The sequence below is a fragment of the Methanoregula sp. PtaB.Bin085 genome (assembly GCF_002067035.1).
GTDB lineage: Archaea > Halobacteriota > Methanomicrobia > Methanomicrobiales > Methanospirillaceae > Methanoregula.
In genome coordinates this window covers 1-13,089 of the sequence record NZ_MVQB01000026.1, presented here as the reverse complement: position 1 = coordinate 13,089, position 13,089 = coordinate 1, and the positions used below count along the sequence as shown (strand labels likewise).

The following is a 13,089-nucleotide window of genomic DNA, read 5'->3' as shown; positions in this document are numbered from 1 at the left end:
TCGCGGATATGACAATCCTGAATTTCGAAATCCGGCCGATCGGCCATGTGCGGTCTCCTTACAAGGTTAAGAAGGATGCCCCCCGGCAGGGAAGGCTGTCGGATACCGTTTCGGAGATCGTGATCAATGAGCGGTATCGTACCGGGCTGGATGATGTTGAGAAGAAGTCCCACCTCATTGTCCTGTCATGGTTTGACCGGGCCGACCGGGCCCTGCTCCGGGCAACGCCCCCGCATGAGGGAGTCGAGCACGGGGTGTTTGCCACCCGTTCGCCCAACCGCCCCAACCCGGTTGCATTCTCTGTCGTGGACCTGCTCGGCCGGGAGGGTAATGTGCTGCGGGTCCGGGGGCTCGATGCACTTGACGGGACACCGGTTGTGGACATCAAGCCATATGTGCCGGATCTCGATTGTGTGAAATGAGGGTGGGATGATAGTACATAGGTAAAAGGTAAAAGGCCGCCCTCTTTTTAATTCACAACCTCTGCCTGCCCAGAACCAGCCAGATGAAGAGCGGGGCTCCCAGGAATGCTGTCAGTACCCCGACCGGCAGGGTTGCCGGTGCAATGATGACCCGGGCCACCTGATCCGCTGCAAGGAGAAGAATTGAACCCATGAGGCACGCTGCCGGAAGGAGATACCGGTGGTCGCTGCCGACAATGGCCCGGACCATGTGCGGGCCGAGCAGGCCGATGAACCCGATGATGCCCATGAACGAGACAACAACCGCCGTGATAAGCGAACCAAGGAACATCCCGACCGTGCGCGAGCGCTCCACGTTCACCCCGAGGCCCTGCGCCGCGTCATCGCCGGCATCGATCGCGTTGTAGTCCCAGCGTGAGTACACAAAATACGCAATCGAGGGGATGACGACAAGGGCGATGATGGCAAGGTCACCCCATGTTGCCCGCCCAACATCCCCGAATGTCCAGAAGACGATGGCCGCAACCTGGTCCGCAGAAGAGAAGTACTGGAGAAAGGTCGTGCCCGCCGTGAACAGGGCGGCAAGGGCAACGCCGAGGAGGATGATGACCTCCGGCCGGGAATTCCGGTAGCGGGCAACGAGAAGCAGTGCGGCGGTAGCGAGCATCGACCCGGCAAACGCACAGATGGTGATGATATATGGGTTCCGGACCGTGACGGCATCGGCGATATTATGCGAGAGGGTCCCGGCACCCAGTGCCGTGATTGCAAATGCCGCGCCAAAGCCGGCCGCATGGGAGATACCGAGCGTGTATGGCGAGCTGAGCGGATTCCGGAGAACGGACTGCATCACCACGCCAGCGGCTGCGAGACCCGCACCGGCAACCAGTGCTGCAATAACCCGGGGGAGGCGGATACTCCAGACGATAAGGGAAGCATTGCTTTCAGCGGGACTGACCAGGCTGGAGATCACATCCTGCACCGACAGGGTCATCGCACCGATAACGATCCCGAGGAAGAAGAGTGCCGCTGTCAACCCGCACAGGAACAGGATGAAGACCGTTTTTCTCCGCGTATACTTCTGGTAATCGCCCACACCCGTTCCCGGGAGATTATCAAGATGCATGGATCACCGATCGTGTCTGCATCAGCAACTCTTCTTCTGCGCAACGGTCATGACCGATTGTTCATCGAGCGCGATGACGTCGCGGACAATGAATCCCTGCTCTCCGAGCATGCGGTTGTAATCCGCGAGAGGGACACTATGGCTGAACGAGTACTGCCGCTTGTCCTTCTTAACTCCTTTAATTGCCCACATGTTCCATTCAAGGTTCAGCACGGGGATGTCGAGAACGTTCTCGTTCCCCTGCTTGTTGATATAGATCCCGCCCGGATTCAGCGCCTCATGAATCTTCGGGATGAGCGCCGGGGCTCTGCCCCCGGGATTCGATGACGAGAAGACAATGTCGAACCCGGAACCGAGCGAATCAGTGAAGAAGTTGCCGGGAGTGCAGCTGACCCGTCCGGCCTGGTAATACTCAATGTAGCGCTTTGTTGCCGGCAGGACGCCGGGAAGGTCGAAGACAACTCCGTCCAGTGCCGGGTTCTCCTGGCAGAAGGCAATCGTGTACAGGCCATGGCCGCCTCCGATATCGAGCAGCCGACGTGCCGTCCGGAACTCCGGGAGTACGGTAACCGCTTTTACGGTCTTTGGAAGGATGCTGCATTTCGCGTTCGCAGCCATTGCCGGAATGATCAGTTCGGAAAACCATTCTTCCGGATCGTACATGCGGGGACCGTTTCTGAGGATACTATCAAGGTCGTCCCAGAGACCGGCAAGGTGCATCTGGAGCGTGATCTGGTCCTGCAGGCAGTAAGGGGAAGCGGGGTCCAGGTACTGTCCGGAGAACGGGGTATTGGAGAATTTCCCGTCCTTCTCGGTAAGGAATTGCCGGGCAACGAGCGATTTCAGCAGCAGTTCCGCAAGGTCAGGGTTCAGCCCGAGACGGGAACTGATCTCGTCAGCGGTCACGGGTTCCCTGCACTGTGCAAAGATCCCAAGCCGGCATGCGGATGCAAACAGCCGGAAATGACGGAGGCCTGAGAGGGTCTCCTCAAGGATCTTATCAGGGGAGGTGCCGGATCCGTTGTCCGAAACGTTGAACCCATCTGGCAAAACTCGGGGAGTGTCCTGCATGTTCTGCACCTCCCACTTACTGGGATGAAGCGATATCCAGGGGCTTGTAGCCCCCGAACAACGCCTGCATCTCTGCATAAACCGGCTTTCCGTCAAGTTCGCTGTAGATCTCGTCCGCTTTTTTGCCGGCATCAACGTCGCTGAACTGGTCGGGATAGAGAATCTTGCCCATGTAATACGCATTCGCGAGGACCGTATCGTAGTTGTTGGCGTACCAGTTGTACGGCATCAGGCCATAGACCTGCTTGTTCTTCACGGCTTTCAGTGACTGGTAGACCGGATCCTTAAGGTCGGCTGCGACAAGCGCATAGCTCGATTCATCAATGAAGATGACATCCGGGTCCCATGCGAGGAGCTGCTCCTTATCGATCATGACCTGTCCGCCGGTGCCTGCACCGGATGCAACGTTCATCCCGTTGATCATCTTTAGCGAGGGGTATGTCGGCTCGGTAGAAAGGAGTCCGTGGGCGCCGTTGAAGGAGACGCCGCCGATGTACACCTTCTTTGCCGTGGTCTTTTGTGCATCCTTCGTTCTTTTATTCAGGTCTGCGATCGTACCGTCAATAAAGGCAATGACCGATTCGGCTCTCGCTTCCCTGCCAAGGACCTTTCCCATGAGGCGCAGTGACTGATAGAACTGGGACTTGCTCTTCCCAAGGTCGCCGGAGACCAGCGCTACGACCGGGATTTTTGTCTTCTCCTGGAGTGCATCGGCCTGCTGGCCGGTCCGCCATGTTGCAAAGACGATATCTGGTTTCTGGGCAAGGATCAGTTCGGGGTCATCAACGGCGTTGGTACCGATATATGCCTGGTCAGCCAGTTCGGGATGGGCGATGCTGTACGGCCGGTCCCTGCCAGAAGGCAGACCCATGCCAAGCGCTGTTTTGTTGGTTGCGCCCTTCTCCATCTTGTCGACACCGACAATCCGGTCGGCGGCCTGAAGGTAGACGAGCATCCGTACATCCCCGGCACCGACACCGATGATCTTCTGCGGGGATGCAGGGACGGTCACGGTCCGGTTCGTGAGATCGGTTACGGTGAGGGTTGATCCAGCAACAGGGATCGAGGGAACAGCTGCGGTTGATGACGGTTGTTGCTGAACCGGTGTGGCTGTACCGGGATTCTGGCTTGTACAGCCAGCGATGAGCATTGTGGTTATGAGGATAAGTAAACAGATAATCAGTGTTCTGGCCATATTTTTCATACTTATTATACAAATTTTCAAACTATTTAAACAGGATTTTTCTTTTTTCTCGTTATTAATATTATAACGATCGTGCATTTTTCTCACAACACTATCAATTGAATAAGGATGAATGCGCTGTCGGGCAGGTCACCGCTCTTCCCGTTTCGGCACTCATTTATTCCTTACTCCCGCACGCTGATGTAACCAGGAAGTTTATGAAAAAAGACGAGGGGGATATTTCTGCATTACGGGATGAACTTCCTTCCGGAATTCCATGCCTTGCCAACAACAGGTCCCAGGGAATAATACTCCATTCTCATGACATCGAATGCAAACGTGCCGATCTTCTGCAGGTCGGGTTTTCCATCCGCATCAAGGACCGATTCATCGATCTTCACATCAAGGATCTCCCCGATGATCTGCCGGGCGGAACCAATCTCGTGAATTCCCGATAGCCGGCATTCGAGGACAACCGGAAATTCATCGATAAACGGTGCTCCGACGAATTCAGCCCTGACTGCAGTGAGTCCTGTTGTCAGGAATTTATCCTGGTCCCTGCCGGAGACCATACCACAATAATCCGTTTCCTCAATATACCGTACAGAAGGGATACTGACCGTAAACGCCTTGCTGTTGCTGATATTCGCAAAGGTCTGGTGGGCCGGGTTGATCGTGACGGCAATACAGGGCGGTTCTGACGCACAGATGCCGCCCCATGCGGCTACCATTGCATCAGCCTTTCCACCATTATCGTATGTTCCGATAACGAAAACAGGCAGGGGGTATGCGACCGGCCGGGCCCCAAAGGATCGTTTCATGGCCGGATGTTCGTCTTTTCGGGAATAAATGCTATATGGTCGGGTGCAGGGAATACCGGTAATGCCGGGTTCCTTGCATAAGATCTGATTTGTTGATTCTTTTGTGATATCAGATGCTAATATGATACCATATAATTCATATTTAGTGTGAATAAATATCAAAATCTTTTTACGATCCCCCGGCCAATCACCTAGTCATGGTGATGAACGATGCCGAGATCAAGGACGCGGTCAGGAGGATCTGGGATGTTTCGTCTTCGACATATGATACCCATGTCGGCCACCGGATCGGGACCCTTGAGGAGAAAGAAGCCTGGAAACAGGAACTGAAGCGAGACCTGCCACTGGAACCGCTTGACGTTCTTGATGTCGGGTGCGGCACCAGGGCAATGGGCCTTCTCTTTGCAGAGATGGGCCACAGGGTTACCGGCGTCGATCTCTCGGAAGCAATGATGGCAAAAGCCCGCGAGAAGGCACACAAACAGGGCCTTTCGATCGAGCTGCAGACCGGTGATGCCGAGCGCCTGCCGTTCGATGGTGGCATGTTCGATGTAGTCGTCAATCGTCACCTGCTCTGGACGCTTCCCCACCCGGAGGTTGCTTTGAAGGAATGGCACCGGGTCCTTAAGGATGGCGGCACGGTCCTCATCATCGACGGGGTCTGGAAGGACCGGAGTTTTTCCATGCGGACGAAACGGATGGTGAGTGACGGGCTTGCCCGGATTTTCGACCGGACAAACCACAGCCATTACAGCAAGGACCTGCGGCGCTACCTCCCTCACGACAGGGGAGTCCCAAAGGAGATCATGATCTCTTTTCTTGAGGAGGCAGGATTCTTTGGCGTGCGTTTCCGGGACCTGATGTACATCCGCGAAATGCAGAAACCCTTCCAGCCATGGTACCGGAGGTTCGCGCCCCAGAAGACGTACTACATCCTTGCTGCAAAAAAGCAGGGCTGATTCGGGAACGGATTGAATTCCAGACAGAAAAAAGCGTGATTCTCATGAGGACAAGAACACTTTCCGTATGCTTACTCGTATTCCTGCTTGTTGCGGGAATTTTTATTGCCGGATGTACGAACACCAGTGCACAGGCTGGTACAGGCGTGAACGCTCCTGTGGTTACGCAGGGAGCATCCTCCCAGGGATCCGCCGCTGCGGTAGCAGGGACCGGCAAGATGCTGAAATTCGGGGAACTCTGGCTGATCACCGGGTTCGATCCCATGAACCAGGGTGTGTTCATCACCGAAAAAGCGATTGTCACCGAATCGCTGATCTCGGCTGACGAGAACTTCAGACTCATCCCGAATCTTGCAACGTCGTGGAAGCAGACCAGCCCGACAACTTGGGAAGTGAAGCTCCGTGACGGCGTGAAGTTCCACAACGGCAAGCCGATGACCGCGGAGGAGGTTAAATTCTCCCTGGACCGCTCGGTGAAGCTGAACTCCGCAAACGGGGTGCTCATGGACTACAAGTCCTGCCGGGTCATCGATCCGCTGACTGTCGAGATCACGACCAACAAGCCAAACCCAATCCTGCCAGAGGCCCTGCACTACCCGAATATGGCAATCATCCACCCGGATTCCCTTGACGCGAACGGGAACTTCTCGAAGCCCATCGGGACCGGTGCCATGGTCTTCGATTCGTTCGATGCCCAGACCCGCACGTTCACTGTGAAGAAAAATCCCAACTACTGGGGAGGGCCGGTCAGCCTAGAAGGGATGATCATCTCCGGGATACCCGACTCCAATTCCCGTGCTATGGCCATCGAGAAAGGCGAGGTTGATTTCACCGTCGATGTCCCGATGAACGAGGTCAAACGCATCGATGCCCTGCCCAATGTCAATGTCGAGACGTACCTGACGCCCCGGGTCTACCGGATGGTCGTCAACTTCAACCGGACACCACTGCAGGACAAGCGCGTCCGGCAGGCAATCTCGCTTGCCATCAACCGGACGGATATCGTCAACGACGTCCTGTACGGCGTGGGAGGTCCTGCCCGGGGCATCTATATCCCCAAGATGGCCTGGTTCAACCAGAACCTGCAGCAGCTTCCTTACGATCCTGTAAAAGCAAAAGCCCTTCTTGCTGAAGCCGGGTACAAGGACACGAACGGCGACGGAATAGTCGAGAAGGATGGCAAACCGCTTACCATCGATCTGGTCTCCGCGCAGGAACGGCCGGGGCTGCCACCAATGGCTGAAGCGATCGGTGACTCGCTGCGGAAGATCGGTATCGATGCGAAAGTAGAGATCATGGCAAGCGCTGCTTCGACCGACCGGCAAAAAGCGGGAAGCTATGACCTTGTCATGAGCCCGTCCAACATCGCCATGGTTCCGGATCCTTCGTATATCATGGAGCAGTGGTATATGACCGGCGGGTACCAGAACTACGGGAAATACAGCAACAAGACCCTTGACGCCCTGATCCAGGACGCCAAGGAGACAACGGACAAGACCGAGCGGTACCGGAAGTTCAACGAGCTTGAGGTTTATGTCCTCGACGACCTGATCACCATCCCGATCGCAGACTACGGTTGTACTATCGCTAAGAAGGATTCCGTGAAAGGGTATAAGTTCGATCCGACGGCTCACGACCTGCGCATGGACGCAGGCATGACCTTCACAGGATAGGGGGAGTGCAGAAGATCCAGTAATTCTCCCCCTTTTGGAGCAACCATGCATTACTACCTTGCCAAGCGCCTGGGATTTCTGGTTCTTACAATCCTCGCAGCGTCCGTGCTCGCGTTCGTACTGCTGCATGCCGTTCCCGGCGGATCAGCGGAGACGATTGCACGCCATACACTCGTCGGCCTTGAGGATTCCGTATCCGATGAAGTCCTCACCCAGGTCTCCCAGCAGTACAACCTGGCCGACCCGCTCTGGAAGCAATACATCACCTGGCTGTCCGGTATCGTCATGAGGGGCGACTTCGGGGCCTCGTTTGTCTACCTTGATACGCCGGTCGCGAGCCTGCTCTCCCTTGCCATAATCCCGACGCTTGTCCTTGCCTGCACAAGCATGCTGATCGTGATCGCCTTGGGAATCCCGCTTGGGATCTACTCCGCGATCCACGAGAACAGTCCGGGAGATCTCGTTATACGGTGCGCAACGGTCGTGAGTATCGCGTTCCCCTCGTTCTGGGTTGCGCTGATGCTCATCCTGGTCTTCTCGCTGACCCTCGACTGGCTCCCGGTCACCGGATACGGGACACCAGCCAATCTCGTCCTCCCGGCAACGGCGCTTGCCCTTCACCCGACCGCGGTCGTGATCCGCATTGTCCGGACAAGCATGCTCGATACGTTAGGCCAGCAGTACATCACGTTTGCCATCGCAAAGGGGCTCTCGTTTAAAAACATTGTCTGGAACCATGCGGTGAGGAACGCACTGATCCCGGTCGTCACCCTGCTCGGTGTCTATTTCGGGCACCTGCTCGCGGGCACGGTCATCATCGAGAACATCTTTGCATGGCCCGGTATCGGCAAGCTGCTGGTCGACGGCGTATTCTCCCACGATATCCCGGTCGTCACCTCCTGTATTGTCGTTATCGTCACCCTGTTCCTGCTCGTGAATCTGGGTGTCGACCTGCTCTACCACGTCATCGACCCGAGGATCCGTTATGAGTGAAGATGCAACAGCCATCCCACATATCCGGGGCGGAACCGCCTCCGGTTATCAGGACCGCTCGAAGAACAGGATCATCCAGGAGATCCGCAGCCGCCCGGGATTCCAGCTCTGCCTTGTGCTGCTGGGGGTCCTCATCGTGGTTGCTGCACTAGCGCCGGTCATTGTACCGTATAATCCAAACGAAACGAGTCTCCCGCACAAGAATGAAGGTCCCTCCCCCGAACACATCTGGGGAACGGACTACCTGGGACGGGACCTGTTCAGCCGGACCCTGTGCGCCGCCCAGACATCCCTCATTATTGCGTTCCTGACGGTCGGCTGCGCCTTTGCCGCAGGAACCGTCATCGGGTGCATCGCGGCATACTACGGGGGCATCGTGGACGAGCTGGTCTCGCGCTGCATCGATCTCTTCCTCGCGTTCCCGGGGATCATCTTCTCGCTCGCGCTGCTTGGGCTGATCGGTGCCGGTATCCTGAACATGGTACTTGCCCTCACCCTCTCGCAGTGGGCGAGCTTTGCCCGCCTCATGCGGGGCGACGTGCTGGCGATCCGGAACCTCGAATACGTGCAGAGCGCCCGCACCGCGGGGCTGCCCGACCGGCAGATTATACTGCGGCACCTGATCCCCAACGCGATCATGCCGGTCCTCGTGCTCGCGACTCTCGATGTCGGCCACGTCATCCTTGCCACGTCCGGCCTGAGTTTCCTCGGTCTCGGGATCCCGCCGGGCATCCCCGAGTGGGGATCCATGGTCGGGGCAGGCAAGGAGTTCCTGCGCACCGCGCCGCTGAACATCATTGTTCCCGGCCTCGCCATCGCCGTTGTCGTCCTGCTCTTTAACGTGCTCGGCGAAGGCCTGCGGGATATCCTCGACGTCCATAAGGATCAGGTGAACATCGCATGACCCTCCTATCCGTTGAAGGTCTGAATGTCCGCTTCCCGACCGGTGATGGCACCGTGCATGCCTCGCGGGACGTCTCGTTCTCCATGGAACCAGGCGAAGTCCTGGGCCTTGTCGGAGAGACCGGCTCGGGAAAATCCGTGATCGGGCAGGCAATCATCCGACTGCTTCCTGCGAGTGCAAAGATATCCGGCGATATTTTCTTTGACGGGCAGGAACTGACCCGGCTGCCGGACCAGCGGATGCACGCGCTCCGTGGCAGGACCATCTCCCTTGTCCCCCAGAATCCCTCAGGATCCCTCGACCCGCTGGTAAGGAACGGCATGCAGATCGCAGAGATCTTCATTGAACGTGGAGAGAAGAAACAGGCTGCGCTGGATGCCGCTAAAAACCTGCTCGTCGCTGTCGGCCTTATCCCGTCGGACCGGATCGCACGTGAATATCCCCACGAACTCTCCGGCGGGATGCGACAGCGGCTCACGACCAGCATCGCGATCGCGGAACATTCCCGGTTGATCATCGCAGATGAGCCCACCAAGGGTCTCGATTACCATGCGCGGGAGACCACGGCCCGGGTGCTCGCAGGAATCCGTGAGCGGGAGCAGGCGTCTCTGCTTCTCATCACGCACGATCTGTACCTTGCAGAACGACTCTGTGACCGGATTGCGGTCCTCTATGCCGGTGAGATTATCGAGATTGGGCCCGCATCGCAGGTTTTTAGGAATCCCCGTCATCCCTACACGCAGGCCCTGATCCGGGCCATGCCAAAGAACGGGCTCGTTCCGCTCGAAGGACAGAGCCCGAGCCTGATGGCGCTTCCCATGGGATGCTCGTTTGCCAGCCGCTGTTCCTTCATGTCGGACCGGTGCTGCACGGACCACCCGGGGCTCATTCAGGATGATCGTGAGGGAGGTGTCCGGTGTCACAACCCGTGCTCCGGCTGACCGGACTTTCCAAGTCATACGGTCACGGCGATATCTTCGCAGGGATCTCGTTTACGGTCGATTGCAGGAAGACTGTCGGCCTTTTCGGCCAGAGCGGATCCGGCAAGACCACGCTCGGGCGATGCATCATGAGACTTGAGGCGCCGAGTTCCGGCCAAATCCTGATGCAGGGAACGGATCTCGCCCGCATGAGGCCAAAGGAGCTGCTCCGGCTCCGTCCGAGTTTCCAGATGATATTCCAGCACCCGGAGGTATCCCTGAATCCCCGAATGTCGCTTGCTGAAAGCGTTGCAGAGCCGCTCATGGTTCGTGACAGGATAGGGATTCAGGAAGCCCTGAAGAAGATCGCGCCGCTCATCGCCCGGGTCGGGCTTCGTGACGAGCACCTGGCCCGGTACCCCCACCAGCTCTCTGGCGGGGAGGTCCAGCGGGCGGTCCTTTCACGGATCTTCTCGCTTGGCCCGAAGCTGGTCGTTGCCGACGAGCCGACATCAATGCTCGATGTCTCCGTACAGGCACAGGTCCTGCGGCTGATGCAGGATCTCCAGAGAGAGACCGGTGTGTCGTATGTGTTCATTTCCCATGACCCTGATGTGATGTGTGCGATGTGCGACGAGATCCTCTGGCTCGAGATGGGAAAGGGGAAAATGTACAGCAGGGAGGAATTCCTTGACCGGGTCGGGACTGAATATTCTGCCGGTGCACCCGTATAACAGTTTACTTGCCGGGAAAGGCCGGGAAGAGCATTCTTCTGACCCTGGTTCCCTTTCCCAGACCGATGGAAAGAGATGCAGGAGAGTGAAGCCGGCTCTTCGGTTCCGGCAGAAACACGTCGAACCCGCCCGTGCGTGAAGCGGGACTGATCATCATGGATATCATCGAAGCACGGAACCTGAAAAAGTCGTTCGGGCCGGTCACTGCGGTCGACGATGTGAGCCTCTGCGTGAAGAAGGGGGAGATCTTCGGTTTTCTCGGGCAGAACGGCGCCGGAAAAACAACCACGATACGGATGCTGACTGGTGTCCTGATCCCGGATGCCGGGATCGTGCGGATTTGCGGAGTGGATATCCTGAGGGATCCGCTTGAGGCCAAGATGCACATGGGCATCATCCCCGAGAACGGTACGGTCTATGCAGATCTCACGGCGGAGAAGAACATTCTTTGGACGGCAAAGTGCTATGGCATGGACCGAAGGAGCCGGGAGGAGAAAGCAAAGGAAATCCTTGCACGCCTCGGGCTGGAGTCGCGCAAGGACGATCTTGTCCGGACCTTCTCCAAAGGGATGCGGCAGCGGATCAGCATTGCCTGCGCCATCGTCCACTCCCCGCCTGTCCTTTTCCTGGACGAACCTACAACAGGTCTCGATGTCCTGAGCCGCCGTCTCGTGATCGACACGGTCCGGCACATGAACCGCGAGGGCAGCACCGTGCTTATCACCACACATAACCTCGAGGAGGCAAATGCTCTCTGTTCCCGTGTGAGCGTCATCCACAGAGGGAAGATCATCGGCACGGACAGCCCGGAGAAGATACGGAAGCAGTTCGACACCGCAGGCTACATCGAGGTCTCATTCGACCGGTCCGTTCAAGGCAGCATGCTCGTCACCGGCAGCATCTCGCGGGCTGAGCCGCACGGGGACAAGTGGCGGGTCTATTCTGACGATACGGACTGGGCGATTAAAGCCCTTACACGGGTCGCAGAGCAGAACAACCTGAAGATCCTCTCGGTTGCAACATCGACCCCTTCGCTCGAGCAGGCATTCATCGAGATGACGGAGGAGGCGTGATGGACCTGAAACGATTTGTCTGGAGCGTCCTGATGGTCACCGAGAAGAACATGCGGATCTACTATTACAAGGGATCGGTCGTGATCTTCGGCCTGCTGTTCCCGTTTATCATGTTCCTCACCTTTTTCATCGGGCGGGACCTTGACCTCGTCCTGTTCTTCCCCGGTTTCCTTGGCATGATGCTCTTCTTTTCCGCATCGTCCACCGGTCCCCTCATCACCCCGTGGGAGAAGCGGGAGAAGACGTACGAGAGGCTCGTCTCCCTGCCGGTGGTCATCGAAAGCATCATCCTCGGCGATATCCTGTCGGGAGCCGTCTTCGGTTTCGTTATCACGACCCTTGTCTGGCTGGCCGGCTCGTTTCTTCTGCACCTGTCTCTTACAAATCCGGCAGCCCTTGTCCTTGCCCTCCTGCTCGGGTCGCTTGCCTTTGCCGCACTCGGGACGTTACTCTCGTCTCCGGCCACAGACACGCCATCCAACATCATGATGTTCTCGAACCTGGTCCGGCTCCCGCTCATCTTTGTCAGCGGTATCTTCATTCCGTTAAACAAGCTGGGGGACTGGGCGTGGACGAACCTGCTATCACCCCTTACGTATCTCGTCGACCTGTTCCACACGGCGATCACGGGCGATGGGGTCTATTCCCCGGTTATTGATTCAGCGATTCTCATTGTCGTGATTATCATCTTTGCATCGGGTGCGAAGCTCATTCAGCAGCATAACCTTCACAATGGGAGATGACCAGGTGCATGATTACTGGGGAAAAACCTGGAACTGTGATATCCCGAATTAATTTTACACATATAACCATTTCTTTGCATAGTCCAAAATCCTCTCAGGGGGTAATCTGTACCAGAAGACGTTACACGGTTCATCCCAGTTGAGACTCATATGAGGCTTAACAACGTTGTACCATCGAACAACCTTGTCAATAGAACCGAACCTGACAATTTTCCGTTCAACCTCCCCGAAGAACCGTTCAATCTTCCCATTAGTCTGTGGATGTTTTACCCGTGCGACGATGTGTTTGATTCCGTATTGATCCAGGAACTCTCCAAACGTGTGTCGGGCGTTCTCCCGGTCCCGGGCCGAAACAAACTGAGTTCCATGATCTGTCAGGATCTCGCGGGGAGCTCCATACTCAGCAAAGCCCTGATTAAGGACGGTGATGGTGTTCTGAGTAGTGGGTGAATCAAAGACACCATAGC

The 13,089-nt window shown here is 56.8% G+C and carries 15 protein-coding genes; 9 read left to right on the top strand and 6 right to left on the bottom strand.

Translation table 11 applies throughout. The features are described from left to right. Positions 1-8 precede the first annotated feature (8 nt). On the top strand, positions 9-422 hold the full coding sequence (tsaA, locus tag A4E33_RS04830; protein WP_292346556.1) for a tRNA (N6-threonylcarbamoyladenosine(37)-N6)-methyltransferase TrmO: 414 nt from the start codon (positions 9-11) through the stop codon (positions 420-422). A gap of 52 nt (positions 423-474) precedes the next feature. Here the strand turns inward: tsaA and A4E33_RS04825 are convergent, their stop codons facing one another. The 4 genes from A4E33_RS04825 to A4E33_RS04810 form a co-directional block, all read right to left on the bottom strand. Next, complete coding sequence (locus A4E33_RS04825; RefSeq protein ID WP_292346555.1) at positions 475-1,548, bottom strand: iron ABC transporter permease; 1,074 nt, start codon at positions 1,546-1,548, stop codon at positions 475-477. Positions 1,549-1,569: 21 nt separating this feature from the next. Next, entirely contained in the window at positions 1,570-2,619 is a 1,050-nt protein-coding gene (locus A4E33_RS04820; protein ID WP_292346554.1) for a methyltransferase, read from the bottom strand. 16 nt (positions 2,620-2,635) lie between these two features. Then, positions 2,636-3,769 carry an iron ABC transporter substrate-binding protein gene (locus A4E33_RS04815; protein WP_292346553.1) on the bottom strand — a complete coding sequence of 378 codons (1,134 nt, stop codon included), beginning with the start codon at positions 3,767-3,769 and terminating at the stop codon, positions 2,636-2,638. A 281-nt stretch (positions 3,770-4,050) separates the two neighbouring features. Next, positions 4,051-4,623, bottom strand: a complete 573-nt coding sequence (locus tag A4E33_RS04810; RefSeq protein ID WP_292346552.1) for a flavin reductase family protein — start codon at positions 4,621-4,623, stop codon at positions 4,051-4,053. A gap of 197 nt (positions 4,624-4,820) precedes the next feature. On the opposite strand from A4E33_RS04810, the gene A4E33_RS04805 reads away from it, so the two are divergent. From A4E33_RS04805 to A4E33_RS04780, 6 genes are read left to right on the top strand one after another with little or no spacing between them, the layout of a single operon-like run. Further along, entirely contained in the window at positions 4,821-5,582 is a 762-nt protein-coding gene (locus A4E33_RS04805) for a class I SAM-dependent methyltransferase (RefSeq protein WP_292346551.1), read from the top strand. Positions 5,583-5,626: 44 nt separating this feature from the next. Beyond that, positions 5,627-7,255 carry an ABC transporter substrate-binding protein gene (locus tag A4E33_RS04800; RefSeq protein WP_292346550.1) on the top strand — a complete coding sequence of 543 codons (1,629 nt, stop codon included), beginning with the start codon at positions 5,627-5,629 and terminating at the stop codon, positions 7,253-7,255. 45 nt (positions 7,256-7,300) lie between these two features. Continuing rightward, a complete protein-coding gene (locus A4E33_RS04795) occupies positions 7,301-8,248 on the top strand; it encodes an ABC transporter permease (protein WP_292346549.1) in 948 nt (315 codons plus the stop codon). Continuing rightward, positions 8,241-9,152 carry an ABC transporter permease gene (locus tag A4E33_RS04790; RefSeq protein WP_292346548.1) on the top strand — a complete coding sequence of 304 codons (912 nt, stop codon included), beginning with the start codon at positions 8,241-8,243 and terminating at the stop codon, positions 9,150-9,152. Before A4E33_RS04795 ends, A4E33_RS04790 begins: the two co-directional genes overlap by 8 nt. Then, positions 9,149-10,093, top strand: coding sequence for an ABC transporter ATP-binding protein (locus A4E33_RS04785; protein ID WP_292346547.1), 945 nt, complete (start codon positions 9,149-9,151; stop codon positions 10,091-10,093). The genes A4E33_RS04790 and A4E33_RS04785 overlap by 4 nt, the downstream gene beginning before the upstream one ends. Beyond that, on the top strand, positions 10,069-10,806 hold the full coding sequence (locus tag A4E33_RS04780) for an ABC transporter ATP-binding protein (protein ID WP_292346546.1): 738 nt from the start codon (positions 10,069-10,071) through the stop codon (positions 10,804-10,806). The genes A4E33_RS04785 and A4E33_RS04780 overlap by 25 nt, the downstream gene beginning before the upstream one ends. A gap of 4 nt (positions 10,807-10,810) precedes the next feature. On the opposite strand, the gene A4E33_RS04775 is transcribed toward A4E33_RS04780, so the two are convergent. Then, the gene (locus A4E33_RS04775; RefSeq protein ID WP_292346545.1) at positions 10,811-10,963 is read right to left on the bottom strand and encodes a hypothetical protein; all 153 of its coding nucleotides are present in this window, start codon (positions 10,961-10,963) and stop codon (positions 10,811-10,813) included. Between A4E33_RS04775 and A4E33_RS04770 the strand changes: the two genes are divergently transcribed. Together A4E33_RS04770 and A4E33_RS04765 are read left to right on the top strand one after the other, a co-directional pair. Then, the gene (locus A4E33_RS04770; protein ID WP_292346544.1) at positions 10,962-11,879 is read left to right on the top strand and encodes an ABC transporter ATP-binding protein; all 918 of its coding nucleotides are present in this window, start codon (positions 10,962-10,964) and stop codon (positions 11,877-11,879) included. The genes A4E33_RS04775 and A4E33_RS04770 overlap by 2 nt on opposite strands. After that, positions 11,879-12,622 carry an ABC transporter permease gene (locus A4E33_RS04765; protein WP_292346543.1) on the top strand — a complete coding sequence of 248 codons (744 nt, stop codon included), beginning with the start codon at positions 11,879-11,881 and terminating at the stop codon, positions 12,620-12,622. Before A4E33_RS04770 ends, A4E33_RS04765 begins: the two co-directional genes overlap by 1 nt. A 54-nt stretch (positions 12,623-12,676) precedes the next feature. On the opposite strand, the gene A4E33_RS04760 is transcribed toward A4E33_RS04765, so the two are convergent. After that, the coding region (locus A4E33_RS04760; protein ID WP_292346542.1) for an integrase core domain-containing protein at positions 12,677-13,089 on the bottom strand (413 nt) is incomplete at its 5' end.

Excerpts from the sequence above, each read along its gene's own strand:
- A4E33_RS04765 (WP_292346543.1), top strand. The coding sequence starts at position 11,879 with ATGGACCTGAAACGATTTGTCTGGAGCGTCCTGATGGTCACCGAGAAG.
- A4E33_RS04775 (WP_292346545.1), bottom strand. The coding sequence starts at position 10,963 with ATGATGATCAGTCCCGCTTCACGCACGGGCGGGTTCGACGTGTTTCTG.
- tsaA (WP_292346556.1), top strand. The coding sequence starts at position 9 with ATGACAATCCTGAATTTCGAAATCCGGCCGATCGGCCATGTGCGGTCT.
- A4E33_RS04800 (WP_292346550.1), top strand. The coding sequence starts at position 5,627 with ATGAGGACAAGAACACTTTCCGTATGCTTACTCGTATTCCTGCTTGTT.
- A4E33_RS04815 (WP_292346553.1), bottom strand. The coding sequence starts at position 3,769 with ATGCTCATCGCTGGCTGTACAAGCCAGAATCCCGGTACAGCCACACCG.
- A4E33_RS04785 (WP_292346547.1), top strand. The coding sequence starts at position 9,149 with ATGACCCTCCTATCCGTTGAAGGTCTGAATGTCCGCTTCCCGACCGGT.
- A4E33_RS04805 (WP_292346551.1), top strand. The coding sequence starts at position 4,821 with ATGGTGATGAACGATGCCGAGATCAAGGACGCGGTCAGGAGGATCTGG.
- A4E33_RS04790 (WP_292346548.1), top strand. The coding sequence starts at position 8,241 with ATGAGTGAAGATGCAACAGCCATCCCACATATCCGGGGCGGAACCGCC.
- A4E33_RS04820 (WP_292346554.1), bottom strand. The coding sequence starts at position 2,619 with ATGCAGGACACTCCCCGAGTTTTGCCAGATGGGTTCAACGTTTCGGAC.
- A4E33_RS04795 (WP_292346549.1), top strand. The coding sequence starts at position 7,301 with ATGCATTACTACCTTGCCAAGCGCCTGGGATTTCTGGTTCTTACAATC.
- A4E33_RS04825 (WP_292346555.1), bottom strand. The coding sequence starts at position 1,548 with ATGCATCTTGATAATCTCCCGGGAACGGGTGTGGGCGATTACCAGAAG.
- A4E33_RS04770 (WP_292346544.1), top strand. The coding sequence starts at position 10,962 with ATGGATATCATCGAAGCACGGAACCTGAAAAAGTCGTTCGGGCCGGTC.
- A4E33_RS04810 (WP_292346552.1), bottom strand. The coding sequence starts at position 4,623 with ATGAAACGATCCTTTGGGGCCCGGCCGGTCGCATACCCCCTGCCTGTT.